The sequence below is a fragment of the Streptomyces sp. NBC_00207 genome (assembly GCF_045160965.1).
Classification (GTDB): domain Bacteria; phylum Actinomycetota; class Actinomycetes; order Streptomycetales; family Streptomycetaceae; genus Streptomyces.
Window position 1 is genome coordinate 7,844,385 of sequence record NZ_CP130715.1, and the last position, 26,095, is coordinate 7,870,479.

23 protein-coding genes and 1 pseudogene are annotated in these 26,095 nt (G+C 73.1%); 13 read left to right on the plus strand and 11 right to left on the minus strand.

Annotated elements, in window-relative coordinates; translation table 11 throughout:
- The first annotated feature begins 134 nt into the window (after positions 1-134).
- Entirely contained in the window at positions 135-1,451 is a 1,317-nt protein-coding gene (locus OG472_RS36210; protein ID WP_405833140.1) for a transglycosylase family protein, read from the plus strand.
- Positions 1,452-1,475: 24 nt separating this feature from the next.
- Here OG472_RS36210 and OG472_RS36215 read toward each other — a convergent pair.
- Positions 1,476-2,288: pseudogene (locus tag OG472_RS36215) on the minus strand (DMT family transporter); the annotation flags it as partial.
- Positions 2,289-2,580: 292 nt separating this feature from the next.
- Between OG472_RS36215 and OG472_RS36220 the strand changes: the two are divergent.
- Positions 2,581-4,068 carry an SDR family NAD(P)-dependent oxidoreductase gene (locus OG472_RS36220; RefSeq protein ID WP_405942489.1) on the plus strand — a complete coding sequence of 496 codons (1,488 nt, stop codon included), beginning with the start codon at positions 2,581-2,583 and terminating at the stop codon, positions 4,066-4,068.
- 18 nt (positions 4,069-4,086) lie between these two features.
- Here the strand turns inward: OG472_RS36220 and OG472_RS36225 are convergent, their stop codons facing one another.
- On the minus strand, positions 4,087-4,578 hold the full coding sequence (locus OG472_RS36225; RefSeq protein WP_401605567.1) for an HD domain-containing protein: 492 nt from the start codon (positions 4,576-4,578) through the stop codon (positions 4,087-4,089).
- A gap of 312 nt (positions 4,579-4,890) precedes the next feature.
- On the opposite strand from OG472_RS36225, the gene OG472_RS36230 reads away from it, so the two are divergent.
- Both OG472_RS36230 and OG472_RS36235 read left to right on the plus strand, forming a co-directional pair.
- Positions 4,891-5,067, plus strand: coding sequence for a hypothetical protein (locus OG472_RS36230; protein ID WP_361759439.1), 177 nt, complete (start codon positions 4,891-4,893; stop codon positions 5,065-5,067).
- Between the two features lie 153 nt (positions 5,068-5,220).
- A complete protein-coding gene (locus tag OG472_RS36235; RefSeq protein WP_405942490.1) occupies positions 5,221-6,204 on the plus strand; it encodes an NAD-dependent epimerase/dehydratase family protein in 984 nt (327 codons plus the stop codon).
- Here the strand turns inward: OG472_RS36235 and OG472_RS36240 are convergent.
- The 3 genes from OG472_RS36240 to OG472_RS36250 are packed head-to-tail and all read right to left on the minus strand — an operon-like array spanning position 6,190 to position 9,136.
- On the minus strand, positions 6,190-7,629 hold the full coding sequence (locus OG472_RS36240; RefSeq protein ID WP_405942491.1) for a lipase maturation factor family protein: 1,440 nt from the start codon (positions 7,627-7,629) through the stop codon (positions 6,190-6,192). The two genes, OG472_RS36235 and OG472_RS36240, sit on opposite strands and share 15 nt — an antisense overlap.
- Positions 7,630-7,649: 20 nt before the next feature.
- Positions 7,650-8,183 carry a DUF1990 family protein gene (locus OG472_RS36245; RefSeq protein WP_401606446.1) on the minus strand — a complete coding sequence of 178 codons (534 nt, stop codon included), beginning with the start codon at positions 8,181-8,183 and terminating at the stop codon, positions 7,650-7,652.
- Positions 8,184-8,224: 41 nt separating this feature from the next.
- Positions 8,225-9,136: a YndJ family protein gene (locus OG472_RS36250; RefSeq protein ID WP_405942492.1), complete on the minus strand. Its 912-nt coding sequence runs from the start codon at positions 9,134-9,136 to the stop codon at positions 8,225-8,227.
- A 232-nt stretch (positions 9,137-9,368) separates the two neighbouring features.
- Here OG472_RS36250 and OG472_RS36255 point away from each other — a divergent pair, with 232 nt between their 5' ends.
- The 5 genes from OG472_RS36255 (at position 9,369) to OG472_RS36275 (ending at position 15,302) form a co-directional block, all read left to right on the plus strand.
- Positions 9,369-10,601, plus strand: a complete 1,233-nt coding sequence (locus tag OG472_RS36255) for a DUF6777 domain-containing protein (protein WP_405942493.1) — start codon at positions 9,369-9,371, stop codon at positions 10,599-10,601.
- Positions 10,602-10,608: 7 nt separating this feature from the next.
- On the plus strand, positions 10,609-12,672 hold the full coding sequence (locus OG472_RS36260) for a SpoIIE family protein phosphatase (RefSeq protein WP_405942494.1): 2,064 nt from the start codon (positions 10,609-10,611) through the stop codon (positions 12,670-12,672).
- Between the two features lie 79 nt (positions 12,673-12,751).
- Positions 12,752-14,005: a hypothetical protein gene (locus OG472_RS36265; protein WP_405942495.1), complete on the plus strand. Its 1,254-nt coding sequence runs from the start codon at positions 12,752-12,754 to the stop codon at positions 14,003-14,005.
- A 20-nt stretch (positions 14,006-14,025) separates the two neighbouring features.
- Positions 14,026-14,886: an Fpg/Nei family DNA glycosylase gene (locus tag OG472_RS36270; RefSeq protein ID WP_405942496.1), complete on the plus strand. Its 861-nt coding sequence runs from the start codon at positions 14,026-14,028 to the stop codon at positions 14,884-14,886.
- A 26-nt stretch (positions 14,887-14,912) separates the two neighbouring features.
- Positions 14,913-15,302, plus strand: coding sequence for a hypothetical protein (locus OG472_RS36275; protein WP_401605583.1), 390 nt, complete (start codon positions 14,913-14,915; stop codon positions 15,300-15,302).
- A gap of 4 nt (positions 15,303-15,306) precedes the next feature.
- Here OG472_RS36275 and OG472_RS36280 read toward each other — a convergent pair whose 3' ends face one another.
- Entirely contained in the window at positions 15,307-15,807 is a 501-nt protein-coding gene (locus OG472_RS36280) for a hypothetical protein (protein WP_361759354.1), read from the minus strand.
- Between the two features lie 208 nt (positions 15,808-16,015).
- Entirely contained in the window at positions 16,016-16,555 is a 540-nt protein-coding gene (locus OG472_RS36285) for a sigma-70 family RNA polymerase sigma factor (protein WP_401605586.1), read from the minus strand.
- A gap of 328 nt (positions 16,556-16,883) precedes the next feature.
- Between OG472_RS36285 and OG472_RS36290 the strand changes: the two genes are divergently transcribed.
- From OG472_RS36290 to OG472_RS36300, 3 genes are all read left to right on the plus strand, one after another.
- The gene (locus OG472_RS36290) at positions 16,884-18,071 is read left to right on the plus strand and encodes a CapA family protein (protein ID WP_401605589.1); all 1,188 of its coding nucleotides are present in this window, start codon (positions 16,884-16,886) and stop codon (positions 18,069-18,071) included.
- Positions 18,072-18,360: 289 nt separating this feature from the next.
- Entirely contained in the window at positions 18,361-21,666 is a 3,306-nt protein-coding gene (gene lysX, locus OG472_RS36295) for a bifunctional lysylphosphatidylglycerol synthetase/lysine--tRNA ligase LysX (RefSeq protein ID WP_405833154.1), read from the plus strand.
- A gap of 92 nt (positions 21,667-21,758) precedes the next feature.
- Positions 21,759-22,673: a polysaccharide deacetylase family protein gene (locus OG472_RS36300; RefSeq protein WP_401605594.1), complete on the plus strand. Its 915-nt coding sequence runs from the start codon at positions 21,759-21,761 to the stop codon at positions 22,671-22,673.
- Between the two features lie 27 nt (positions 22,674-22,700).
- Here OG472_RS36300 and OG472_RS36305 read toward each other — a convergent pair whose 3' ends face one another.
- Positions 22,701-23,363, minus strand: a complete 663-nt coding sequence (locus OG472_RS36305; protein ID WP_383575950.1) for a class F sortase — start codon at positions 23,361-23,363, stop codon at positions 22,701-22,703.
- A gap of 365 nt (positions 23,364-23,728) precedes the next feature.
- On the opposite strand from OG472_RS36305, the gene OG472_RS36310 reads away from it, so the two are divergent.
- Positions 23,729-24,238: a hypothetical protein gene (locus OG472_RS36310; RefSeq protein WP_383575948.1), complete on the plus strand. Its 510-nt coding sequence runs from the start codon at positions 23,729-23,731 to the stop codon at positions 24,236-24,238.
- Between the two features lie 67 nt (positions 24,239-24,305).
- Here the strand turns inward: OG472_RS36310 and OG472_RS36315 are convergent, their stop codons facing one another.
- The 3 genes from OG472_RS36315 to OG472_RS36325 all read right to left on the minus strand — a co-directional run bounded on the left by OG472_RS36315 (position 24,306) and on the right by OG472_RS36325 (position 26,064).
- Entirely contained in the window at positions 24,306-24,902 is a 597-nt protein-coding gene (locus OG472_RS36315; RefSeq protein ID WP_405942497.1) for a hypothetical protein, read from the minus strand.
- 206 nt (positions 24,903-25,108) lie between these two features.
- A complete protein-coding gene (locus OG472_RS36320; protein WP_405942498.1) occupies positions 25,109-25,879 on the minus strand; it encodes a hypothetical protein in 771 nt (256 codons plus the stop codon).
- Between the two features lie 32 nt (positions 25,880-25,911).
- A complete protein-coding gene (locus OG472_RS36325; RefSeq protein WP_327418259.1) occupies positions 25,912-26,064 on the minus strand; it encodes a hypothetical protein in 153 nt (50 codons plus the stop codon).
- Positions 26,065-26,095 lie beyond the last annotated feature (31 nt).

Sequence of the window (26,095 nt, forward strand, 5' to 3'; positions counted from 1 at the left end):
CGCGGTCGCATGTGGATCTCATGACGGGCAACACACCGTCAAGTACCGCTGACAAGCGCCCCGTTGCGCCCCTTGTCATGCCCTGTTCGCAACGTTAAGTTGTGCGGTTCCTGATGTCTTCGAGGGGGGCTCCCATGGGTGTACGGGGCCGGCACCGCCGGTATCAGCCGAGCAGCATCAACCGGGCCTCACTGGCCGTCACCGCCGGCGGCGCCGGGATGGCGCTCCCGCTCATCGGCGCCGGGGTCGCGCACGCCGCCACCGTGGACACCTGGGACAAGGTCGCCACCTGCGAATCCACCAACAACTGGCGCATCAACACCGGGAACGGCTACTACGGCGGCCTCCAGTTCAGCCAGAGCACCTGGCGGGCCTTCGGCGGCACCGCCTACGCACCGCGCGCCGACCTCGCCACCAAGGACCAGCAGATCGCGGTCGCGGAGAAGGTTTTGAAGGGCCAGGGCCCCGGTGCGTGGCCGCAGTGCGGCAAGAAGGCCGGCCTCACCCGCAGCGGCCCGGCACCGGCCGTCGCCCCGCAGGCGCCGTCGCAGCCCAGGGCGCAGTCCGCGGCGCAGCCCAAGGCCGTGGCACCGTCCCAGCCGGTGAAGACGGCGGCCCCGGCGCAGACCGGCGCACCCCGCCCGACGGGGACCTCCGTCCTGCCGAACCCGTACGTCGTCGCACCCGGCGACTCGCTCTCCGCCATCGCCACCGATCAGCACGTCGAGGGCGGCTGGCAGGCGCTGTACGAGACCAACCGGGCCACCGTGGGGCCCAACCCGAACCTGATCTTCCCGGGCCAGCGGCTCACCCTGCGGATCACCGCCACACCGGCCAAGCCGCCGACCGAGCCCGCGACGCCCCCGCCCGCCAGGCAGGACCCCGAGAAGCCGCCGCGGACCGCCGACCCGGTGAAGCCGGGGGAGCCGGCGGCCGAGAAGCCCGCAGAAAAGCCCGCGCCACCGAAACCGGCCGAAAAACCAGCCGAAAAACCGGCCGAGAAGCCCGCGACGCAGCCCGCCTCAGCGCAGCAGAAGCCGGATGCGGGCGGTTTCTCCGCCCCCGTCGACGCCGCCCTCGGCACCGCGTACCGCGTCTCGGGCTCCCACTGGTCCAGCGGCTACCACACGGGCGTCGACTTCCCCGTGGCGACGGGCACCACCGTCAAGTCGGTCGGGCCCGGCCAGATCGTCTCCGCCGGCTGGGCCGGTGCCTACGGCTACCAGGTCGTCATCCGCCACACCGACGGCCGGTACTCCCAGTACGCCCACCTCTCGGCCCTCGGCGTCAAGGCCGGCCAGCAGGTCTCCGGAGGCCAGCGGATCGGCCGCTCCGGCTCGACCGGCAACACCACCGGCCCGCACCTGCACTTCGAGATGCGCACGGGACCCGGATACGGCTCCGACATCGACCCGCTGAAGTACCTCCGGGGCCACGGGGTCCGCATCTGACCCGCGCACGTGCGCGGGCACGACCGTGAGCAGGACCAGGCCGGCGGCCGCCACGAGGGCGCTGGCCACCGCCGCGGCCGTGCCCGCGGCCCCGTACCGGAAGCCCTCGTCGAACAGCGTGATGCCGACCGTCGCCGCGACCACCGGGTTGATCACCGTCACGGTGGCCAGCGGCGCGGTCAGCCCGGCGCCCCGGTAGGCCGCCTGCGACAGCAGCAGCCCGGCGGCCGCCAGCGCCGCGATCGCCGTGAGGTCGGGCCACAGCCCGCCCAGCGCACCGGGGGCGAAGCTTTCGGCCACCGACTTGGTGAACACGGAGGCCATGCCGAAGGCGGTACCGGCGGCCGCGGCCAGCAGCACGCTGTGCAGCACCGCCCGGCGCATCCGTTGCGCCGCCACGAACAGCACGGCCACCGCCGCCCCGGTCACCGTCAGCAGCATGCTCCCCTCACCGCCCGCCAGGGACTGCTCCGCCCGGCCGTCCCCGCCGGTCAGCGCCAGCAGCCCGGCCAGGCCCACCGTGGCCAGCACCGCCCCGCGCCAGGCCGCCGCGCCCGCCCGGCGCCGTACGAAGACGGCCGCCATCGGCAGGGCGAAGACGATGGTGAGCGCACCCAGCGGCTGCACCAGGCTCAGGGGTCCGTACGCGAGGGCCACCACGTGCAACAGTGCGCCCAGGCCGTTCAGCCCCACCGCCACCCACCAGCCGCCCCGCCGCAGCGGGGCGTACGGGCGGTCCGGCGTGCTCGCCGCGACCCGTTCCTGGACGATCGCGCCACCCGCGTAGGCCAAGGCGGACACGAGACAGAGCAGGACCGCCAGCGCCAGTGCACTCATAAGGTCCACAATGCCCGACCCATCTGCGCTATTCCTCCGCCCACAGGTGGTCACCGGTCATACTCCCGGCGTAGTACAGGAGTACGCCAGCGTGGCCCTTACGGCAGCGGAAGGCGACCCCTGAGGTGCCCCGCAACCACCACGGCCGACCCCTTAAGTGACCGGCCGCTCTCGGTCCGTGAGGATTCCCGGAGCGGGTTTGGCTCCAGGCGCGTGGGATCCGTACAGTTCCCCTTTTGAGGACTTCCGCAGCAGGCGGATGCGGACGAGTGATCAAGGAACGGCAGCGGCCATGACGGTGACCGAAGAAAGCCTCGACCACGGGCAGGCCTACGGGCCGGGCATCGACCCCGAGCGACTGGCTCTCTGCCTCAGCGTGCTCGACGAGCTGGACAAGCTCGACGTCGACCATCCCGACGCCATCACCGTACGCCGCGCCACCGCCGGCCTGTACCGCACGGTCAAGCAGCGCCGCCGCCAGGAGCGCCGCGCCGCCAAGACCGCCAACGACAAGGCCGTCACCGAGGCCACCGCGACCGGCTCCGCCGAGCGCATCGACGACGAGACCGAGGGCATCCTGCCCTCCTCGGTCACGGAGGCCGGCCGGATCGCCGGGATACTCCAGCGCCCGCGCTCCTGCTACATCTGCAAGACGCGGTACGTCGAGGTCGACTACTTCTACCACCAGCTCTGCCCGGAGTGCGCCGTCGAGAACCGGGCCAGGCGCGAGGCCCGCGCCGACCTCACCGGCAAGCGCGCGCTGCTCACGGGCGGCCGGGCCAAGATCGGCATGTACATCGCGCTGCGGCTGCTGCGCGACGGCGCCCACACCACCATCACCACGCGCTTCCCCAAGGACGCCATCCGCCGCTTCAAGGCGATGGAGGACTCGGCGGAGTGGATGCACCGGCTGGAGGTCGTGGGCATAGACCTGCGCGACCCGGCCCAGGCCGTGGCCCTCGCCGACCAGGTGGCCGCGGCCGGTCCGCTCGACATCCTGATCAACAACGCGACGCAGACCGTGCGCCGGCTGCCCACCGCCTACGCGGCGCTGGTCGAGGGGGAGGCCGCCCCGCTGCCCGCCGGCGAGCTCCCCGCCCACCACGTCATCGGCGCCTTCAACTCCGGCGCGGTCGACGGCCTGACGGCGCTGCCCGTCGGGGTGAGCGGGCTCGAAGCGCAGAAGGTCGCCGACCTCGCCCTCGTCGCGGGCAACGCCAGCCTGGAGCGGCACCTCGACGGCACCGCCATCGACGCGGGCGGCCTGCTGCCCGACGTCGTCGAGAGCAACACCTGGGTGCAGACCATCGACCAGATCTCCCCGGTGGAGCTGCTCGAGACCCAGCTGTGCAACTACACGTCGCCGTTCATCCTGATCAGCGCCCTCCGGCCGGCCATGGCCGAGGCTGCCCGGAAGGCGTCCAGCGGGCGTGCGTACGTCGTCAACGTCTCGGCGATGGAGGGCGTCTTCAGCCGCGGCTACAAGGGAGCGGGGCACCCGAACACCAATGCCGCCAAGGCGGCCATGAACATGGTGACGCGGACGAGCGGCCAGGAGATGTTCCAGACCGACCGCATCCTGATGACCTCGGTCGACACCGGCTGGATCACCGACGAGCGCCCGCACTTCGACAAGCTGCGCCTCGCCGAGGAGGGCTTCCACGCCCCGCTCGACCTGGTCGACGGCGCGGCCCGCGTCTACGACCCGGTCGTCCGCGGCGAGGCCGGCGAGGACCTGTTCGGCGTCTTCCTGAAGGACTACGCCCCGGCGAACTGGTAGCCCCGGCGGCCCCCGGGCCTACGGCATGCCCGCGATCGACCCCCTCGGCGAACCGAGGGGGTCGATCGCGTTCCGGGCGGATGCGGCCCGGCAGGACCCGGCCGCGACCAGTTCCAGCAGCGGCCGCCAGTCCTCCAGCACGCCCGCGTCCAGTCCGGACCCGGCGGCCGCGTCACGGGCCTGGCGCAGGGTGGCCACCGCGTCGGCGTCGTCGCCCTGCCCGTCGGCCCCGCCGGCCCGGTCGCTCCCCGTGGCCGACGCGTGCAGCCGTACGAGCCGGGCCACCCGCTCACCCAGCAGCGGGCGCACCGCCTCCGCTGCGAACACGGCGTGTCGCGCTCCGTCACCCGGACGGAGCAGCTTGCCGATGTCGTGCAGCAAGCCCGCGAGCTGCAGTTCCTTGTCGGAGGGGTGTGAGCGGCGGATCAGCGCCGCCGTCCTCAGGGCATGGTCGTCGCGGCTGCCGTGCAGCAGGTCCATCAGCTCCACCACGCTTGTGACGTACGGCACTTCGGCCTCCGCCGCTCCGGACCTCGACACCGCCGACCCCCTCCGTCGCGCCTCGCGCATCCGGGTCCGAGCACACCATCCGACACGTACCCGCCGACCTACGACTTGCTGAACTCGGGACGAAACTAAGAGGGCGCAGCGGATTTTGCCTTCCTATCGAGCGGAGGTCCGCTCATATGTGTACTCTGGGGCATCAAGACGGCCCCCATCCGGGCCGCGCTCCACTAAGGCGCCACCGCGTCCGGAAAACCCTTGATCCCTTGCTCGGCGCGCGGTCCGCCTGCCGGGTTACGCGACATAAAGGAGTGCGCGGTGACTGAAATGACGCAGCCCGAACCGACGTTGCTGGAGCGACCGGCATCGCGGGCGAAGAAGCCCCGGACCGACGAACTCGGCAGCCTCGAGGTCTGGGCCCGCTCCGCCCCGATCCGGCTCGCGGGGTACGAGGACGACCTCGCGGAATCGCACATCCTGCCCGGAATCGACTGATCCGCAGAGCAGTGCAGAGCGCCCCTCGTGCCGATCGGCACCGGGGGCGCTGCCCTTTCCCGGCGGGTTCCCGTCCCGCGTACGCCCTGAGCGTCATCGCTGTCGGCGATCACCGCTTCCGCCGCCCCGCCCGGCACCGGCAGGCTGGTGCGCATGAAACTGCTGATGCTGGGTGGTACCGAATTCGTCGGACGCGCGGTCACCGAGGAGGCCCTCGACCGGGGCTGGGAGGTGACCGTCTTCCACCGCGGACACCACGCGCCGCCGCCGGGCGCCTCGGCCCTGCACGGGGACCGCACCGCTCCCGGGGGCCTGGACGCCCTCGCCGCGGGGGAGTGGGACCTCGTCGTCGACACCTGGGGCGGCGCCCCCACGGCGGTGCGTGACAGCGCCAGCCTGCTGAGCGCCCGCGCCGGGAGGTACGCGTACATCTCCAGCCGCTCGGTGTACACCTACCCGGCGCCCACCGGGCTGGGGGAGGACGGCCCCCTCGTCGAGGGGTCGCCGGACTCCGCGGCGACCGCCTACGCCGAGGACAAGCGGGGCGGTGAACTCGCCGCCCTGGACGCCTTCGGTGACCGCGCCCTGCTCGTGCGCGCCGGACTCATCCTCGGCCCGTACGAGAACGTCGGCCGGCTGCCGTGGTGGCTGAACCGCGCCGCACGGGGCGGCCCGGTGCTCGCCCCCGGCCCCCGCGAGCTCCCGCTCCAGTACATCGACGTGCGCGACCTCGCGCGCTGGACCCTGGACGCGGCCGAGGCCGGGCTCGGCGGCCCGTACAACATCGTCTCCCCGGCCGGGCACGCCACCATGGGCGCTCTCCTCGGCGCCTGCGCCGCCGTCACCGGCGGCCGCGCCGAACTGCGCTGGACCGAACCCGCGCTGATCATCGAGGCCGGCGTCGAGCCCTGGACCGAACTCCCGGTCTGGCTCCCCGAGGGCGAGCTGCACGACTACATGTTCGGCGGGGACGTGACCAGGGCGCTGGAAGCCGGCCTGAAGTGCCGCCCGGTCGAGGAGACCGTGGCCGACACGTGGGCCTGGCTCCGCACTCTCGGCGGGCAGGCCCCGCAGCGGTCCGACCGGCCGGCCCCCGGACTCGACGCCGAGCGGGAGGCCGCCCTACTCGGGCTCTGACAGCCAGGCGTCCGCGAGACGGGTCGGCGGGAGGTACTCGCGCACCAGCGTGCGGTGCCACCAGGCCCCCGTCTCGCGCAGCTCCCGCCAGGTGGTGAACCGGTAGCGGTAGAGCAGGGCCCGGACGTAGACGGGCGGCGCGTCCGGGAAGGGGTTGTGGCGCAGCAGTCGCAGGGTGTCCCGGTCGCCCGCCAGGAGCCGTTCCACGAACGGCCCGAACCAGTCCCGCGCGTAGCCGGGGGAGATGGCCGCGAACCACATCAGCCAGTCCAGCCGCAGGTGGTACGGGGCGAACTGGCACGGCATCCTGCGCAGCTCGGTCGGTTTGCCCCGGAAGCCGTACTCCCGCCAGGCCCCGTCCTCGTGCGGCACCCGGTCCGCGGTGCCCTCCACCACCACCTCCATGCGGACCCGGCCGACCGAGCCGAAGGCCCCGTAGGTGTTGACCAGGTGCAGCGCGTCGAAGGAGCGGTTCATCACCTGGCGGCGCGAGACCATGTTGAGCACCGGGTGCCGGCTGAGGAACAGGACGAGTACGGTCACCGCGCAGACCAGGACCACGAACCACACGGGAGCCCCCTGCGAGGCGGCGGCCGGCGGAGCGCCCGCGAGCCCGGTGAAGTCCACGGCCGACAGGGCCAGCGTGATCGTCAGCCAGTTCAGCCAGGCGAAGTTGCCGGACAGCACCAGCCACAGCTGCGTCGCGACGATGATCCCGGCGGCGTACGAGGCCACCGGCTGCGGGGTGAACAGCAGGACGGGGACGACCAGTTGGGTCACGTGGTTGGCCGCGCACTCCACCCGGTGCAGCGGCTTCGGCAGATGGTGGAAGAACCAGCTCAGCGGCCCGGCCATCGGCTGCGTCTCGTGGTGGAAGTAGAGGCAGGTCAGCTTGCGCCAGCAGGAGTCCCCGCGCATCTTGATCAGCCCGGCCCCGAATTCCACGCGGAAGACCACCCACCGCAGCAGCCACAGCACCAGCACCGGCGGTCCGGCCCGGGCGTTGCCGAGGAACACGGCGAGGAAGCCCACCTCCAGCAGCAGCGACTCCCAGCCGAAGGAGTACCAGGTCTGCCCGACGTTCACGATGGAGAGGTAGAGCAGCCACAGCAGGGCCCACATCGCCATGGCGGCGCCCAGTGGAATCTCGTCCCCGGCCCCGGCGGCCAGTGCCGCGGCCAGGGCCGCTCCGGTCCAGGCGCAGCCGGCGAAGAGCCGGTCGGAGTAGCGCAGTTGGAACAGGCTCGGGGCGCGCCGGAATGGCACGTACCGCACGTAGCGCGGCACGGGCAGCATGCCGTGCGCTCCGATCAGGGCCCGGAACTGCAGGGCGGCCCCGACGAAGGCGACGAGGTAGACACCGGCCAGCGCCCGCTGGAAGACCAGCCGGGCGAGCCAGTATCCGGGCGCCGTGAACCAGTCCATCGCCTCCAGTATCGGACCGGTCAGGCGGCGGTGGCCAGCTTGCGCAGGTGGTGGCCCAGCCAGCGGGCGTAGCGCAGCTGGAGGAAGGGGACCACCGGGCCGGCGAGGCGGGTGTACCAGCTGTTCGGGCGGCTGAATGCGGTCACCGTGAACCACACGGAGCCGTCGGGGTCCATGTCCACGATGAAGGACTCCTCGCCGCACTCGGGGTGGCCGGGCCGGGTCCCGTAGGCGAAACCGATCCGGGCGGGCTCGTACGCCGTCCAGATCACCTGGCACGGGGCGTCGATACGCAGCGGCCCCACGCCGATCCCGACGACCACGCGGCTGCCGGGACGGACGGCGCCGGCATCGGCGCGCACCCGCATCCCCGAGGCGCGGTGCGCGTGGAAGGTGGTCACCGCGGTGCCGGCGGCCTCGAAGACGGCCCGGCCGCGCCCGAGGCGGGTGCGGTGGTTCAGGTGGTGGTATCCGGCGGGCAGCGGCCGGTGGGCCGTCGCGCCCCTGTCGGGGTAGTTGACGGTGTCCCGGCCGGCGCTGATGAGGCGGGTCATGGCGAGGTCTCCAGTCGGTGGGTGGTCAGTGGGGGGGATGGTCAGTGGCGGATGGCCTGCGGTGGGTGATCGGCGGTGAGCGGCCGGTCGCCGTCGGCGGGCGGTCGGCGGTCGATGGGGCCGGTGGTGAGCCGTCGCCAGGCCAGTACCGAGCAGAGGGCGAAGCCGAGGGCGTTCCCGAGGCCGTGGGTGGCGGCCATCCAGGTCAGGGTGGGATGCACGATCCCGGTGGCCTCGCCGACCGCCCACCACAGGGTGAGCAGCATGGTGGCCACCAGCACGGCCGCCGAGGTCGCGAGCAGCGCCCGCGTGGCGCGGTCCCGGGCCGCGGGCCGGATCTCCCGCCAGGTCAGCAGGGCCACGGCCCACATCCCGCCGGTCAGCACGACGGCGCCCACCAGCTCCGCCCAGTCGTCGACGAAGTAGCCGAGGAGCACGAGCAGGGTGCCCGCAGGAACGCTGTACGCGGCCCAGCGCGAGAGCCCCGTCGCGGGCCGGTCCCGGAGGGCCCGGCACACGAGCCCGGCGACCAGTGCGGCCGCGAACCCGGCGAAGTGGAAGTGCGGCACGGTCAGCGCCAGGATGTCGAGGTCGAAGCCGAACAGCCGGTACCCGGCGCGCTCGGCGACCAGCGCGGTCCCGGCGATCGAGGGCGAGGCCAGCGCGGTGGCGACGGCGATCTCGGGCGGGGCCGGGGCGCGCCCCGGGGCACGGCCCCGCAGCAGCCGGACCGGGGCCCGGGCCGCGAGCGCCAGGCAGGCCGCCGCGTAGAGTGCGGCGAGCGCCGTGGCGGGCAGCCCGCGCGGCAGCCAGAGGCACAGCGCCCCGGGGGCGGCGAGCAGCGGCCAGAGACGGGCGGTCCGGCGGAGCCCGGCCGGGTCGATCAGGCGCAGGCCCGCCGGGACGACGTACAGCATGCCCAGGGTGACGATCACGTTCACCAGTACCGTCACCCTGGACTCCCCCCAACGCTGCGGCCAAACGCCTTGAACGCGTTCAACTCACGGCGGTGAGCCTACGGCCTTCCTTGAACATGTTCAAGACGCCCTCCGGTTGCGGGTCCCGCGCGCATGGGGCAGACAAGAGGGAGCAACCGGGGCGAAAAGGGAGATTCACGTGCACGCACCGTCAGTTCCGACACCTCGTCAGACGTCGGGCCGTCACCTACCGGCCGGCGCCGCCCTCTTGGCCCTCCTCAGCCTGTTCGCCGCAGGCTGCGGCGGCGCCGAGGAGCCCAAGAGCGCGGCCGGACCCGAGAGCCAGGAGGTCTACCTCCAGCCCGTGGCCTCCGCCGGCCCCGACCCCTTCACCGCCTCCTCGGCCACCGCCGAGTCCGCCCCCGTACAGCCGCCGCTGCCCAACCCGACCGGACAGGGCATCCGCACCATCAACGCGGCCACCCCCGGCCTGTACGGCGGCACCCAGCGGCTCGGCAGCTGCGACGTGGAACAGCAGGTCCGCTTCCTGACCGCCGACGACGCCAAGGCCCGCGCCTTCGCCCAGGTCGCGGACATCGAGCAGGCGAGCATCCCCGAGTTCCTGCGCGGCCTGACCCCCGTCGTACTGCGCGCCGACACCCGCGTCACCAACCACGCCTTCCGCGACGGCGCCGCCGACGGCTTCCAGTCCGTCCTGCAGGCCGGCACCGCCGTCCTCGTCGACGAACACGGGATGCCCCGGGTGCGCTGCGGCTGCGGAAACCCGCTGGCCTCCCCGCTCGCCGCCAAGGGGTCCCCGGTGCACAAGGGCGACCCGTGGAGCGGCTACCAGCCCAACCAGGTCGTCGTCATCGAACCCACCCCCAACGTGATCAACAACCTGGTGATCGTCAACATCGCCGACAACACCTGGATCGAGCGCAAGCGGGGCGACGACGGGGCCCAGGACCGGCCCCCGCGCACCCTGCCCCAGTACGACCCGGCCGACGGAATCCCGACGGGGCCCGTCACCCCGTCCGGGTCCGCCTCGGGCGAGCCGTGCCAGAGCGATCCGGCGGCCGCTGCGCCCGACTGCAGGCCGACCGGACCGGCCGCGCAGAACCCGCAGGGCGAGAACCCGCCGCAGAGCCCGGGCGTCCCGCAGACCCCGGGCTCGCCGTCGGACTCCGTCACCCGGCCGCAGCAGCCGCGCTCGGACAGCCCGTCGGACGTCCCCTCCGACCTGCCGGGCGACGTGCCCCCGAACGTCCACTCGGACATCCCGTTCGACCTGACGCAGCCCGCCCCGAACGACCCGGGACTCCTCCCCGAGCCCGACGGAACGGTGCCGCAGCCGAACGACCCCTACGCCGATCCGTACGCCGATCCCTACGCAGACCCGTTCACGGCCCCCTCCGCCGACCCGTACACGGACCCGTACGCCGACCCGGGCCTGCAGCCGCAGCCCTCCGACGGAAGCCAGTCGCTGGAGAGCGCCTGACCGGCCCGTGTGTCATGGTGGATCGGTGCCGACCGCCGTATCGCTGCCGGACGACTGGCCCGCACACCCGGACCGGTCGCTCTCGCTGAACCGCATGGGCAGTTTCGACTGGGACCTCGTGACCGGTCTCATGCACATGGACGAAGCGGCCCTCGACGTCTTCGACACGACCCCCGACGCATACGACGGCCGGCCCGAGTCGCTCTCCCCCCGCGTCCCGGCCACCGAGTCGGCCCGTCTCGACGCCCTCGTCTCCTCCGCCCTCAAGAGCGGGGTGGACAGCTACGGCGCCTACTTCCGCATCCGCTGCCGCGACGGGCGGCTGCGCTGGACGCACACCCAGGGCCGCGTCATGCGCGGCCCTGACGGGCGGCCGTACCGCATCATCGGCATCGTCCGAGACGCGACCGACGAGCTCAGCCACTCGGCGGAGCGCCTCGGCCTGGACGAGGAGCGGCGCCGTCAGACCTCGGTGGTCGAGTCCACGACCGCCGCCCTCGCGCACGCCCGGACCGTACGGGACGTCATCGACGTCATCGGCGACGCCCACGGCCTGGAGCGGCTCGGCTCCATGGGCATGGTGATGGGCCTCGTCGAGGCCGGGCGCATCCACCTCGTGGCCGAGGGCCCCCAGGACAGTTTCGTCCCCGGCACCCGCTACACCCGGATCGACGAGCAGTACCCGATGAGCGAGGTCGTCCGCTCGCTGCAGCCGCGCTTCCTCGACTCCGCGGAGGAGTTCGCCGAGGGCTATCCCGAGCTCTGGTCGAAGATCTCGTACATGCGCATCTCGGCGGCCGCCTATCTGCCGCTCATCGCCCAGGCCCGCCCCATCGGCGCGATCGGGCTGCTCTACCAGGACAAGGACGGCTTCACCCAGGAGGAACGCAACCTGCTCGTCGCCCTGGGCAGCAGCATCGCGCAGAGCCTCCAGCGGGCCATGCTGCTGGAGCAGGAGCACGACCTCGCCGAGGGCCTGCAGCAGGCCATGCTGCCGAGGCGGATACCCTCCGTGCCCGGCGGGGAGATCGCCGTACGGTACCGCTCGGCCCGGATGGGCCGGGACATCGGCGGCGACTGGTACGACGTCATCCCGCTGCCGGGCGGCCGGGTCGGCGCCGTCATCGGCGACGTGCAGGGCCACGACACGCACGCGGCGGCGGTCATGGGCCAGCTGCGGATCGTCCTGCGCGCGTACGCGGCCGAGGGCCACTCGCCCGGCACCGTCATGGCCCGCGCCTCCGTCTTCCTGCACGAACTGGACACGGACCGCTTCGCGACCTGCACCTACGCGGAGGCCGACCTCTCCACCGGCGTGCTCCAGCTGGTACGGGCCGGCCACATCGACCCCCTGCTGCGCACCCGCGACGGGGACTGCCACCGGCTCCCGGTGGGCGGCGGGATGCCGCTCGGCCTCTCGGCGGAGTTCGGCCAGCTCGAATACCCGGTGACCACGGTGGAACTGGACCCGGGGGAGACGCTCCTGCTGTGCACCGACGGCCTGGTGGAACAGCCCGGCGCCGACCTCGACGACGGCATCCAGCTGCTGACCTCCCAGATCCGCAGCGGACCGGCCGACCTGCAGTTCCTGGCGGACCGGCTGTGTGCGCTCGGCGACGACCGGGGAGGAAACGACGACATGGCACTGCTCCTGCTGCGCCGCGAGGTGGCGGCCGCACCCCAGGCCGGCAGCCGCCTGCAGCAGCACGTGGCACCCGGCGACCCCGAGGCCCTGGTGGCGGCCCGCCACATGATCGGCGCGGCGGTGCGCGCGTGGGGCGCGCGGGAGCGGTCCGACGAGATCGAACTGGTCGCGGACGAGCTGATCGTGAACGCCCTGATGCACACCGACGGCCCGGCGATCGTCACCCTGCGCATCCTGGCGGGCCACGAACGCAGGCTCCGGGTGGAGGTCGAGGACCGCTCCAGCGCGCTGCCGCGGCGGCGCGAGGCGGGGGAGGCGGGGGTCTCGGGACGCGGCCTGATGCTGGTCGACCGGCTGGCGGACGTGTGGGGCGTGGAACCGCGGGGCGGCGGCAAGTGCGTGTGGTGCGAGTTCGTCATGGGCTAGCCGTCCCTGCCGCCCCCACTCGCGCCAGGCGGGGAAAGTCCGTTGCGGGGCGCCGCCCGGTCCGTGAGGATCCATGGCGATGACTATCGCCATGGATGACGTCCGCCGGCTGCTCAAGGCAGGGGATCTGCCCGGAGCCGTGCGTTCACTGCGCCCCCGCGCGGAGACCCTCCCCGTCGCCGAACTCGCCAACGCCACAAGGGCCTTGGCCGAGAATGCCGGCTTCGCCGACCTGGCCGACGCCGCCGGGGCCGCCGCCGAGCGGGCCGACGAACCGCAGGCCCTCTACGACTTCGGCTACGCGTGCGTGGAGCGCGGCGTCGCCTTCCTCGCCGTCGCGCCCCTGCGCGAGGCGCTCCGGCTGCTCCCCGACTCGCGGCCGCTCCTCGCCGAGCTGGTCTCCGCCCTGGAGGACGAGCACCGGCACACCGAGGCCGCCGCGCTGCTCTCCGGCCGCGGCGACCGGCTGCCCGCCTGGCCCGAGACGTACCTGCTGGTCCACCACACCCTGCTGGCCGGGGACCTGGACACCGCGGAGGGGCTGCTCGCCGACCTCCCCGCCCCCGAGGACCCCCAGTGGTCCGGCGCGCGCGAGCGCCAGGCACGCCAGGTGCTGCGCAGCGGCCGGTCCCGCCGGGCCCAGACGGCGGCGGGCCACCCCGACCCGCTCGGCGCCGCCGACCTGCGCGGCTGGCACTACGGGCTCACCGGCGGCCTGCTCGGCACCCTGTCCCCGTACGGCTGGGACGCCGGGATGACGGGCCGGTACGCCTACCTCGGCGACAGTCCCGAACAGTGCCGCCGCGGCCTGGCCCGGCTCGCGCTCGCGCTGGAGGCCGCCGGGCGCAGCCCCGCCACGGTCTCGCTGCTGCCCGGCCGGTCCGACCGGATCCTCGGGCTCGCCGCCGCCCGGGTGCTGGGGCTGCCCGCCGTGCCGTACGAACCGAACCGGGCGGACACCCTCGTCGTCTCCTACGACCTGAACGCGGCCGACCGGGAACTCGTCCGCACGCTGCGCGAGCGCGCCGACGGCCAGATCCTCCACGAGCACGCCACCTGCTGGACCGATCCGCCCGCGGTGAGCGCGGACTTCAGCGCGCTGCTCTGCCAGTACGTCGCCCCGCCGTGGCAGGACGACGACCGGCCCGAGGCGGAGATCGCCGACGAGATCGCGGCGGCCGACCCGGGCCCGGACGAGGGCGACGGCGCCACCCCGGCCGACCCGGACGAGGCCTTCCGGGCGTTCGTGACGGCGGTCCGCAGGGACTGGCTCTCGGCGCCCCGCGACCGGGTCGCCTCACCGGGGCCCGTGCCCGGCTCGCGTTTCGCCTGAGGCGGCGGCAGGCTGGACCCATGCCGGAGCTGCCCGAGGTCGAGGCCCTGCGGGAGTACCTCGACGAGCACCTCACCGGGCGGGTGGTCGAGCGCGTCCTCCCGCTAGCCGTCAGCGTGCTCAAGACGTACGACCCGCCGCTGTCCGCTCTCGAGGGACAGCCGGCGGGCGCCACCGCCCGGTACGGCAAGTTCCTGGCCCTGCGGATCGGCGGGCTCCACCTCGTCACCCATCTGGCCCGGGCCGGCTGGCTGCGCTGGCAGGACGCCCTGCCCGCGCAGCCGCCGCGCCCCGGCAAGGGGCCGCTCGCGCTGCGCGTCGTACTGGAGGGCGGCGGCGGTTTCGACCTCACCGAGGCCGGGACCCAGAAGCGCCTCGCCGTTTACGTGGTCCACGACCCCCAGGAGGTCCCCGGCATCGCCCGCCTCGGCCCCGACCCGCTGGCCGGGGACTTCGACCGGGACGCCTTCGCCGCACTGCTCGACGGGGAACGGCGCCAGATCAAGGGCGTGCTGCGCGACCAGAGCGTCATCGCGGGCATCGGCAATGCGTACAGCGACGAGATCCTGCACGCGGCGAAGGTCTCCCCCTTCAAGCTGGCCGCCTCGTTCGACGACGACCAGGTGACCCACCTCTACGAGGCCGTGCGCGCCACCCTGGGCGAGGCCGTCGCCCGGGCGCACGGCGTGGCCGCCGGTGCGCTCAAGGCCGAGAAGAAGAGCGGGCTGCGCGTCCACGGGCGGGACGGAGAGCCGTGCCCGGTGTGCGGGGACACCGTGCGCTCGGTGTCCTTCGCCGACTCCTCGCTCCAGTACTGCCCCACCTGCCAGACGGGCGGTAAGCCGCTGGCCGACCGGCGGCTGTCGCGTCTCCTCAAATAGCGGGGCGCTGCGTAGACTCCCACGCCATGGCGGAGGAGCAGCAGCAGTCGCCGCCCCGGCGCGAGATCGTCACCGGGGTGCCCCGGGGCGCCCGGCGCCGGGCGCCCGCACACGCCCCGGCCCGCTCGGAGATCTCCGAGCAGACCACCCTCGGGGCCACCTACGTACGGGCCCTGATGCGCAGCCAGCTGCGCGCCGGGCTGGGGGCGCTGGGCGCGCTCGCGGCACTGGTCGGGTCGCTGCCGCTGGTGTTCGCGGTGCCGCGGGCCGCGTCGGGGCCGCTGGTGTGGGTGGCGCTCGGCCTGCTGGTGTACCCGGTGATGTGGCTCATCGCCCGGTGGTACGTCACCTGCGCCGAGCGCAACGAGGCGGATTTCACCGGCCTGGTGACGGACCCGGCAGAACGGTCCACGTAGGGCGTCAGAACAGGTGCATCGCCAAGTGGCCCAGGGGCAGCCCGAGCTGCCAGGCCGGGGTCCACACCCGGGCGTTCTCGTCCAGTCCCGGCGGGGTGTCGGCGTGGCCGTGCCGGCCGGGGTCGAGGTTGGTGGCGAAGAGCTCGGTGCGGTCCAGCCAGCGCCACGCCGCCCGGGCCAGCTCCAGGTCGGGGTCCTCGCCGCGGTCGCGCTCCCTGGCCTCCTCGCCCAGCGCGAGGAACCGCGTGTGCACCCAGTCCCGCCAGGGATGCCCGTACGCCGTCAGCGACATCCACTCGTCGAGCTGCGAGACCACGCGGATCCCGGAGAGCTCGCCGGCGGCGTCCGACAGGTAGATCGTCAGGGCGAGCGTGTCGCGTCCGGCCCGGAACTCCAGGGTGCTGACCGGGATCAGCCGGCCCGTACGCAGCAGTTCGTCCGCGATGTACTCGGCGTAGAGCCAGGCCATGGGCACCGCGAGCCCGCCGTCACTGGTGCCGTTCATACCCTCGGGCTGCACCGTTCCACCTTCTCCCACGCGTCGAGCGTCCCGTCGTCGTCAGCCCCGAGCCTTCACCGAGCGGCTCGCGCAGCGGGGGATGTTTACGCAACTTGGACGCACTTATGCCCAATTCCCTGCGTTTTTTGTCCGGTCCGCATCTCTTCACGGCGTTCCCGGACCCGTTGCCCCGATGTCCGCGCGCGGCGGAGGCTCAGGCGCCGAGGCCGTAGCCGTACCCCTGGAGACCCTTCCGCAGGGCGCGAAGGGCGTAGTACGTACGGGACTTGACGGTACCGGCCGGGATCCCGAGCTCGGCGGCGGCCTCCGCCACCGACCGGTCCCGGAAGTAGACCTGCATCAGCACCTCGCGGTGCTCCTGCCCCAGGGACCCCACGGCCCGCCGGACGTCGATCGCCGTGACCGAGCCGGACACCGCGTCGTCGGGGGCGGGCGCCTGCTCCAGTCCCTCCGCCTCCACCTCCAGCGGCCGTGACAGCCGGGCCCGGCGGGCGTCGATGGCGAGCCGCCGGGCCACCGTGAACAGCCACGGCCGCATGGAGTCGTGCCCGCTCGCCAGGGCTTCCGGGTGCTGCCAGACCCGTACGAGGGTCTCCTGTACGAGGTCCTCCGCGCGCTGTGCGTCCCCTGCGGTGAGGCCGAGCAGGAAGCCGAACAGGGCCCGCCCGTGGTCGCGCTGGAGTTCGGCCAGCGCCTCGGGGTCCGTGTGCGGGAGGGCGGGGGAGAGCGGCACGAGGGGCTCCTTCCGAGGTGCGTGGGGGCTGTCAGGGGTCCGTACGGGGTCCGTAGGGGAGGCGTCCCGTTCACCCTGACCTGCGGCGGGCCCCCCGGGAACCGTCCCGCCCCGGCGATGCGCCCAAGGCACCGGGTCGTCCGCCGGGCGGCCGTGCCGGGCGGTGAACGGTCGAACGGCGCGGCGAACGGCAGGAGGGGGCGACGGTGTCCGCCGTTGGGGTGGGTCCGGTGTCCGCGTGCGGATCCGTTCCTTGACTTGTGGCGTCTGTTTCTATGGATTGCAGGTGATCACATATCAGATAGTCGTATTAATGAGAGCTGGGTAGATGACCAACCGAACCCGGCCCCAGGCGGTCGCCCTCCTGTCGGCCCTCCTCCTGTCCGCGGCCGCAGCCGGATGCTCGGGCTCCGGCGCCCCCGCACCGGCCCGCCTCGGGAACCCCGACGGACCGGCCCCCTCCAGCGCCGCCGGCTCCCCGGCCGGCAAGGGCTTCACCCTGGTCGCGAGCGGAGACGTGCTGCCGCACACCTCCGTCATCCAGCGCGCGTCGAACGACGCGGACGGGGACGGCTACGACTTCAGGCCGATGTTCTCCGGCGTCAAGCCCGTGGTCTCCGCGGCCGACCTGGCCCTCTGCCACATGGAGACCATCTACGGGGAGGAGGGCGGGCCGTTCTCCGGCTACCCGGCCTTCAAGTCCCCGCCGGAGGTCGCCGACGGGCTGAAGGACGCCGGGTACGACGGCTGCTCGACGGCCTCGAACCACACCCTCGACGACGGGGCCGCAGGGCTGCGCCGCACCCTGGACCGCTTCGACAAGGTCGGGCTGAAGCACGCCGGTTCGGCCCGCACGGCGGCCGAGGCGGCCACGGTGACCACGTACACGGCCGGCTCCGCCAAGGTGGCGCACCTCGCGTACACCTACGACACCAACGGCTACCCGCTGCCCGAGGGCCAGCCGTGGGCGGTCAACCTGATGAAGCAGGACAAGATCATCGCGGATGCGCGGGCCGCCCGGAAGGCGGGCGCGGACGTGGTGCTCGTGAGCGTGCACTGGGGCACGGAGTGGCAGACCGAGCCGGACGAGACCCAGCTCTCGCTCGGCAAGGCGCTGACCGCCTCGCAGACCGGCGGCCGGCCGGACATCGACATGATCCTCGGCACGCACGCGCACATCCCGCAGCCCTACGAGAAGGTCAACGGGACCTGGATCATCTACGGCATGGGCGACCAGGTCGCGGGCGAGATGTTCAACTACACGGGCGCCCGCGACATGCGGGGCAACTACGGCTCGATCGGCCGCTTCACCTTCGCTCCGCCGGCCGCCGCCGGGCAGCGCTGGCAGGTCACCAAGGCCGAGTTCGTGCCGCAGATGATGGACCTGTCCGCCGGCCGGGTCGTCAACCTCGCACGGCCCTCCGACCGGGACGACCACGAGAGCGCGCGGGAGGACATCATCGAGGCCGTGCTCAGCCGCGGCGCGGCCAAGGACGGCCTCACCCTCGCCGAGTAGGGAGCGACGGTTCCGTGCCGGCCCCGGGCGAGCCCGGGGCGCCCCGGCCGGCATCACCGGCTGGACGTGCACCAGCGCCGACGGCGCGTTCCGCCGCCGGGCCGGCCCCGCCGCGCAGGCCGCCGCCCGCAGTGCGGACGCGGACCCGTCGACCCGGTGGGGACCACCTTCGGTCCGTCGATGCCGCGTTCGCATCCCGTGTTCGCGTGCCCGTCACCCTGCCGGGGCGAGGCGATGCCCCGCTCCGCTCGGCGCGCGCACCGGCGCGGGCCTCCCTACAGTGCGAACCATGAGTGCCACCGTGGAGGAGACGCGCGGGACCCGGAACCGCTTCCTGAACCGGGTGCCCGACGGGTTCGGCGCGTTCTTCGGAGCCCTCGGCCTGCTGTGCGCGCTGCTCTCGCTCTCCCCGACGCTGCGGCGGCTCCTGCGGCACGTCGTGCGGTTCCTCGACCTGATCGTCGTCCCGGTCAGCGCGAACCTCGCCTACGCCGTCTTCCTCTTCCTCCTCGCCGCGGCCCTCGGCACCCGCAAGAAGGTCGCCTGGTGGATCGTCATCACCTATTTGGCCCTGCTGATCCTCGACGACGTGCTGGACATGGCCGTCGGCGACTACTGGATCGGCGTCCCCTCCATGGCCATCGCCGTCGCCGCCATGGCCGTGCTGATCGCCGCCCGTGACGAGTTCTACGCCGCCTCCCGGCCGGGAGCCCTGTGGCACGCCCTGTTCGTGCTGGGCCTCGGCCTGCTCGCCGCCGTCCTCGTGGGCTGGGGGCTCGTCGCCCTCTTCCCCGGCACGCTGCCCAAGGGCCAGTGGCTGGACTGGGCCGCCAAGGAGGTCTTCGGCGGCCTCTTCTCGGCCCGCGAGTTCGACGGCCGCCCGCCCCGCCCGCTGTCCTTCCTGCTCGGCCTCTTCGGCGCCCTCGCCCTGCTGAACGCAGCCGCCACCCTCTTCCGCTCCCAGCGGCTGACCGCCGCCCTGCACGGGGACGAGGAACCCCGCATCCGCGCCCTCCTCGGCGCCTACGGGCGGGGCGACTCGCTCGGCTACTTCGCCACCCGGCGCGACAAGGCCGTGGTCTTCGCCCCGAACGGCAAGGCCGCCGTCACCTACCGCGTCGAAGCCGGCGTCTGCCTCGCGAGCGGGGACCCGGTGGGCGACCCCGCCGCCTGGACCGCGGCCGTCGACGCATGGCTGGCCGTGGCCCGCCGCTACGGCTGGCAGCCCGCCGTCATGGGCGCCTCCGAGGTCGGCGCCACCGCCTACGCCCGCTCCGGACTGAGCGCCCTGCAGCTCGGCGACGAGGCCATCCTGCAGGTCGCCCACTTCGACCTCGACGGCCGGGACATGCGCGTCACCCGCCAGGCCGTCAACCGGGTCAAGCGGGCCGGCGCCACCACCCTCATCCGCCGTCACTCGGCCCTCTCCGAGGACGAGATGCAGACCATCGTCGACCGGGCGGACCGCTGGCGGGACACCGAGACCGAACGCGGTTTCTCCATGGCCCTGGACCGGCTCGGCGACCCCGCCGACGGGGACTGCCTGCTGGTCGAGGCCTTCGACGCACAAGGCGAACTGATCGCCCTGCTCTCCTTCGTCCCCTGGGGCAAGGACGGCATCTCCCTCGACCTGATGCGCCGCGACCGCGCAGCCCCGAACGGGGTCATGGAGTTCATGGTCGCCCAGCTGTGCGCCGCGGCCCCCGGCCTGGGCGTCCGGCGGATCTCCCTGAACTTCGCCGTCTTCCGCTCCGCCTTCGAGGAGGGCGGCCGGATCGGCGCCGGACCCGTCCTCAAGCTGTGGCGCAGGCTGCTGCTGTTCTTCTCCCGCTGGTGGCAGCTGGAGGCGCTGTACCGCTCGAACGTCAAGTACGGCCCCGAGTGGTACCCGCGGTTCCTCTGCTACCAGGACGCCGGCTCGCTTGCCCGGGTCAGCCTCGCCTCCGGCATCGCCGAAGGCTTCGTCTCCGTACCCAGCCTGCGCACCCTGTGGGGCAACGGCCACCCCAAGGGACTCACCAACCCCGCCACCACCGAAGGGCTGCCCTCCATCGACTCCCTGGGGCTGGACGCCGTGGGGGAGGAGGGCGAGGGCCCCGCCGCGGCCGAGCGGCTGCCCGAGCAGGTCCGCGTCCGCCACGCCAAGATGGAACGCATCCGGGCGGCCGGCACCGACCCCTACCCGGTGGGGATCCGCCCGCGCACCCACACCGCCGCCCAGCTGAAGGCCGCCCACCCGGGCCTCCCGCCCGCCGCCCGGTCCGGCGAACAGGCCACCCTCGCCGGGCGCGTGATGGTCGTGCGCGACCTCGGCGGCGTGGTCTTCGCCGTCCTGCGCGACTGGTCCGGGGACATACAGCTCATGCTGACCCGCGACGAATCCGGGAGCGACGTGCTGGACTCCTTCACCTCCCAGGTCGACTTCGGCGACCACGTCCTCGTGAGCGGCGAGGCCGGTGCCAGCAAGGCCGGCGAGCCCTCCCTCCTGGTCCGGTCCTGGCAGCTCACCGGCAAGTGCCTGCGCCCCCTGCCCGACAAGCGCAAGGGACTCGCCGACCCCGAGGCCCGGGTCCGGCGCCGCTACCTCGACCTCGTCGCGAGCCCCGAGGCGCGGGACGTCGTACGGGCCCGGTCCAGCGCCGTCCAGGCCCTGCGCCAGGGGCTGCTGGAGCGCGGCTACCTGGAGGTCGAGACCCCGATGCTCCAGCAGATCCACGGCGGAGCCAACGCCCGGCCCTTCCGCACCCACATCAACGCCTACGACCTCGACCTGTACCTGCGCATCGCCCCCGAGCTGTACCTGAAACGGCTGTGCGTCGGCGGCATGGAGAAGGTCTTCGAAATGGGCCGCACCTTCCGCAACGAGGGCGTCTCCTACAAGCACAACCCCGAATTCACCATGCTGGAGGCCTACCAGGCCTTCGCCGACTACGACGTGATGCTCGACCTCACGCGAGAACTGATCCAGGGCGCCGCCACCGCCGCCTTCGGCTCCCCGATCGCCCACAAGGCGGGTGCGGACGGGAAGCTCGTCGTCCACGACATCTCGGGACCCTGGCCGGTCAAGACCATGTACGGGGCCATCAGCGAGGCCCTCGGCGAGGAGGTCGACGCCGACACCGAGGAGCACGTACTGCGCAGGCTGTGCGACCGGGCCGCAGTGCCGCACGCCCCCGAGGACACCCGCGGCGACGTGGTCCTGGAGATGTACGAACGGCTGGTGGAGGAGAAGACCAAACTGCCCACCTTCTACAAGGACTTCCCCACCGACGTCTCCCCGCTCACCCGCCAGCACCGCAAGGACCCGAGGCTCGCCGAGCGCTGGGACCTGGTCGCCTTCGGCACCGAACTGGGCACCGCGTACTCGGAGCTGACCGACCCCGTCGAGCAGCGGCGCAGGCTCACCGCCCAGTCCCTGCTCGCGGCGGGCGGCGACCCGGAGGCCATGGAGCTCGACAACGACTTCCTGGACGCGCTGGAGTACGCGATGCCGCCGACGGGCGGCCTGGGCATCGGGGTGGACCGCCTGGTCATGTTCCTCACTGGCCTGACGATCCGCGAGACCCTCCCGTTCCCCCTGGTGCGGCGCGGCTGACCCGCCGCACCGGCTGGTCCGGGCGGGTGACGGGGACGGGGCGCGTCCGCGCCTCTCGACATCTGCGGCGATGTCGTTGATACGTAGTAATAATGAAAAATGACGAGCCGACAGTAGGGCGGCGCGCGCTCCTGCGCACCGCCGTCTTCCTCGGAGTCGCGGCCGCCGCGGGCCTGGTCTCTTCGGGCGGCGAGGGCGCAGCGCCCGGTACGCCCGGCATGCCGCGGGCGGGCGGTGCCGGCGGTGCGCCGGGTGGCGCCGCCGGGCCGGGGCCGAATCCCGCGGCGGGAGCACCCGGGGCCGCCTTCCCCCAGGGGCTGCCCGAGAAGGCCTACCGGCTGCGCCCCATGACCTCCGACGCCCCCGCCCGGCCGGGCGCCGTGAAGCCGGCCGTCCGGACCCGGCCCATCCTGGAGCTCCCGGCCGACGCGACCACGGCGAGCGCCATGGTCCTCACCTTCGACGACGGCCCCGACCCCCGCTACACCCCGGGCATCCTCGACACCCTCGCCCGGTACGGGGTACGCGCGATGTTCTTCGTCTGCGGGGAGATGGCCGCGGAGAACCCGAACCTGCTGCGCCGGATGGTCGCCGAAGGACACGTCATCGGCAACCACACCTGGACCCACCCGCTCATCCCCAAACTCAGCCGGCCCGCCCTCGCCTCCGAGATCGGCCGCACGAGCGAGGTCGTCCAGAAGAGCGTCGGCGAGGCGCCGGTGTGGTTCCGGGCGCCGTACGGGGCGTGGAACCGGGCCGCCTTCGAGATCGGGGCCGAGCTGGGCATGGAGCCGCTCGCCTGGACCGTGGACACCCTGGACTGGAAGGAACCCGGGACCGGCACGATCATCTCCCGGGTCCTCGGCGGCGCGGGACCCGGCGTGATCGTCCTGTCGCACGACGCGGGCGGCAACCGCTCGCAGAGCGTCCAGGCCATCTCCTCGTACCTGCCCCAACTGCTGGCGCGGGGCTACCGGATGACCCTTCCGACGCTGCCGCCCCGCTGAGCGGCCCGGTCCGGGCCGGTAGAGGACTCAGCGGGCCTCCACCATGCGGGCGAAGACGACCACGTTGCCGTCGTAGCCCCGGGCCTTCGAGTAGCCGCCGCCGCACGTGATCACCCGCAGTTCCGGATGCCCGGTGTCCCCGTACACCCGGGCTCCGGGGAACGCCTCCTTGGAGAACACCTCCACGCCGTAGACCTCGAACACGGCCGTGCGCCCGTCGTACCGCTCCACCTCGATGCGGTTGCCCGGCTTGACCGAGCCCAGGCCGTAGAAGACCGCCGGGCCCTGCGCGTTGTCCACGTGGCCCACGATCACCGCCGAGCCGCGCTGGCCCGGCGAGATGCCGTTGAGGTACCAGCCGGCGAGATTGCGGTCCTGGGGCGGCGGTGCGTCGATCCAGCCCTGCGCGTCCAGCCCGACCGTCATCACCGGCGCGTCCACGTTGATCGTGGGAATCCGGATGCGCTGCACCGACGAGTGCTGCAGCACCTCCATGCCCGCGGGCGGCAGCGGCGGATTCGCCGGCAGCTGGTCGGCCGTCACCGCCACGGCCGAGGCCGCGGTGGGCTGGGGCGGTCCGCCGCCGACGTCCACCCCGTTCCGCACCATGGCGAGGCCGGTGAGCATGACCAGGGCGAGTACGCCCCACGGTGAGCGTTTGCGTGACTGCCCGGTCTCGTCCTCGCCCATCGTTCTCCCTTCCCGACGCGGGGGTCCCGACCCGCGTTCCTGTCCCGCCCCCGTACGCCCTACCTCACGCACGCTAAGGGCGAGTCGGCGGGACGGCGAGGGGGAAGGTGCGAACGGGTGGACGCGGCGCCGCAGGGGGCCGGAAGGGGTGCGTCCATCCAGGTAATCGTCACATAAATGCCTGACGGGTCGTGACCTGCGGATCCGTCAGCTCCGCCGTCCGTGCTTCGGCGTGTCGCTCAACCGGGCGGCCCAAAGCCGGAAATGCGGAGCTTGCGGGGCGACCGGAGGGTTCGACGTGGGAGGCGTTCTCGTCGATCATCCGGGGCCGACGCTCCGGGGCGCTTCCCGCTGGAGGTTCCACCATGCGTGTCTTGCGCGCTCTAACCGTGACGGCGGCAGCCTGCGCCGCGATCGGCCTCAGTGTCCCGTTCGCCTCCGCGAACCAGAACCCCGGTGGTCAGGGCGGGAACGGCGGTCCCAGCAACATCTCGGTCAACCCGTACGCCGTGCACCAGGGATCCACCATGCAGGTGAGCGCGGCCGGCTGCGGACACGGCGGTACCGTCTCCTCGCACGGAAACTTTCCGCCGGCCAACCTGTCCGCCGGGTCGATCGGCTTCGCGAACGTCCGGATCTTCAACCACGCCTCGCCCGGCCACCACACGCTCTCGGTCCGGTGCAACGACAGCAACCTGGTCGCCACGCACCGCTTCACCATCCTCGAAGGCAACCCCTCGCAGGGCGGCATCGGCGGATCCTTCGGCCCGTCCACCGCCGAGACCGCCATCGGCGCGGGCCTCGTCGGCGCCGCGGCGCTCGGCGCGGGGGCCCACGTGATGCGCCGCCGCCGTCCGCTCCGCAGCCGGGCCTGACCGGCCCGCCTCCCCGGTCAGGCGTTCCCCGCCCGTGTTCCCGTTGCAGGGAACACGGGCGGGTTCTTCAGTGGCCGCGGCCGGAGCTCCTGCGGCGCAGGGCGTACGCGGTGCCGCCCGCGGCGGCGAGGAACAGGCAGGCGCCGGCGCCGAGCTCCACCGGATCCATGCCGGCCACGCTGCCGCCGAGGCCGCCGCGGACACCGCGGGCGGAATTGGCGACGGTGGCGTTCGTGGGATTGAGGGCCCTCGGGGCGATGATGGTGGCGGTCCGCGTAGAACTCGTGGTCGGCCGGGTCGTGCCGCCGGCGATCGTCAGATCGGCCGACCCGCTCTCCCCGTTGCAGGTGAAGGAGACGGAGTAGACGGCCCCGGGCCGGGCGTCCCGGTCCACGTTGACCCGCACGGTCTGCCCGCGCGCGATGCTCACGGTGTCGAAGACCCCGGAGGAAGCGGTGGAGTAGGCGGCGTTGCAGCCGCTGACCGCGAGCACCGTCTGCCCGCCCGGGGCCACGGTGGAGGGGGTGAGGGTGAAGCCGAACGAGGTGACCTGGCGCGCCTCGGCCGCGGTCGCGCCGGACGCGCCGAGGGCACCGAGCGCGAGTACGGCGCCCGTGGCGCCGGCGCTGAGCAGAACGGTGACGGAGCTGCGTATCGCACCCATGGTTGAGTCTCCGGATCCCCGAGGAGCAGCCGCGGAACGGTTTCCGCACGTGGGGGGTCGTGCGCCTCGATGTCCGCCACGCTAGGTGCGGGTGCGGTGACCCGCGATCAGGAACGGGCGAATGGGGCATGGCCGTAGGCCGAACCGGGGACGGGAGGCCCGTCCCCGGTTTGCCGGGCGGCGGTCGGCCGCCTGCCGGACGGCTGTCAACCGCCGAGGTCCAGGTGCGGGAACTGCGCGAGGAAGGGTTCGGCGGTGGCGGCGATGCCCCGCCCGAAGGGCGCGTCGAAGTCCCAGATCAGGAACAGCAGGAACGCGATGAGCGCGCTGAAGAGGCCGGCCAGCAGCATCTCCCGGAACGACCGCCTGATCTGCAGCGTGAAGATCAGCCCCACCGTCACCAGGGCGCCCGTGATCAGCCCGAACCACACCACCCCGGGCATGGTGGCCCCGGCGCTCTGGCCGCGCGCACTGCGGGCGTCGTCCGCCACCGCGACCTGGTCGACCAGCGGCTGGTACGCCTGCCCCTCGTGGTCGGTCTGCGGCTCGTAGTCGGTGACGTCCCGGCGGATACGTTCCAGCAGCTCACCGCCGCGGTCCGTGAGGTCGCCGTGGTCGGCCATCTCCTTCCACTCGGTGTCCACCACGTACGTCACGTACGCATCGACGTCGGACCGGATCTTCTTGCGCACCTCGGCCGGGTAGACCTCGGAGCGGACACTGATCTCGTGGAGGGCCTGCGCCTCCTGGCGCACGTACTCCTGGGCGGCGCCGCGCGCCTCCCAGACGCCGGCGATCGCCAGGCCCAGCACGATCGCGTAGATCACGCCGATCATCATCGTCATGTATTCGATGACGTCCGGAGTTTCGTTCGGATCGTCGTCCTCGCCGATCCTGCGGTGATTGAAGAAGGCGATGGACAGCACCACGGCACAGGCCGCTGCCATCGCGAGGGACAGGACGAGCCATTCCGACAAGATGACTCCCGATCTGTTTCAGGTGGGGCGGGCTAGCGCGGGCGCAGCGCGACGATCGCGAGCACCGCGGGAGCCGCGGTCAGCAGGGTGAAGGTCACCGGAGAGATGTGGTGCTCCACCGGTTTGCGGGCCGGCGCGTGGTAGGCCGGGCGAGCCACCGGCTTCGGCGGCGGCGGCGTCACCACGGGGGCGGGCGGGGGCGGTGCGGGGGCCTTG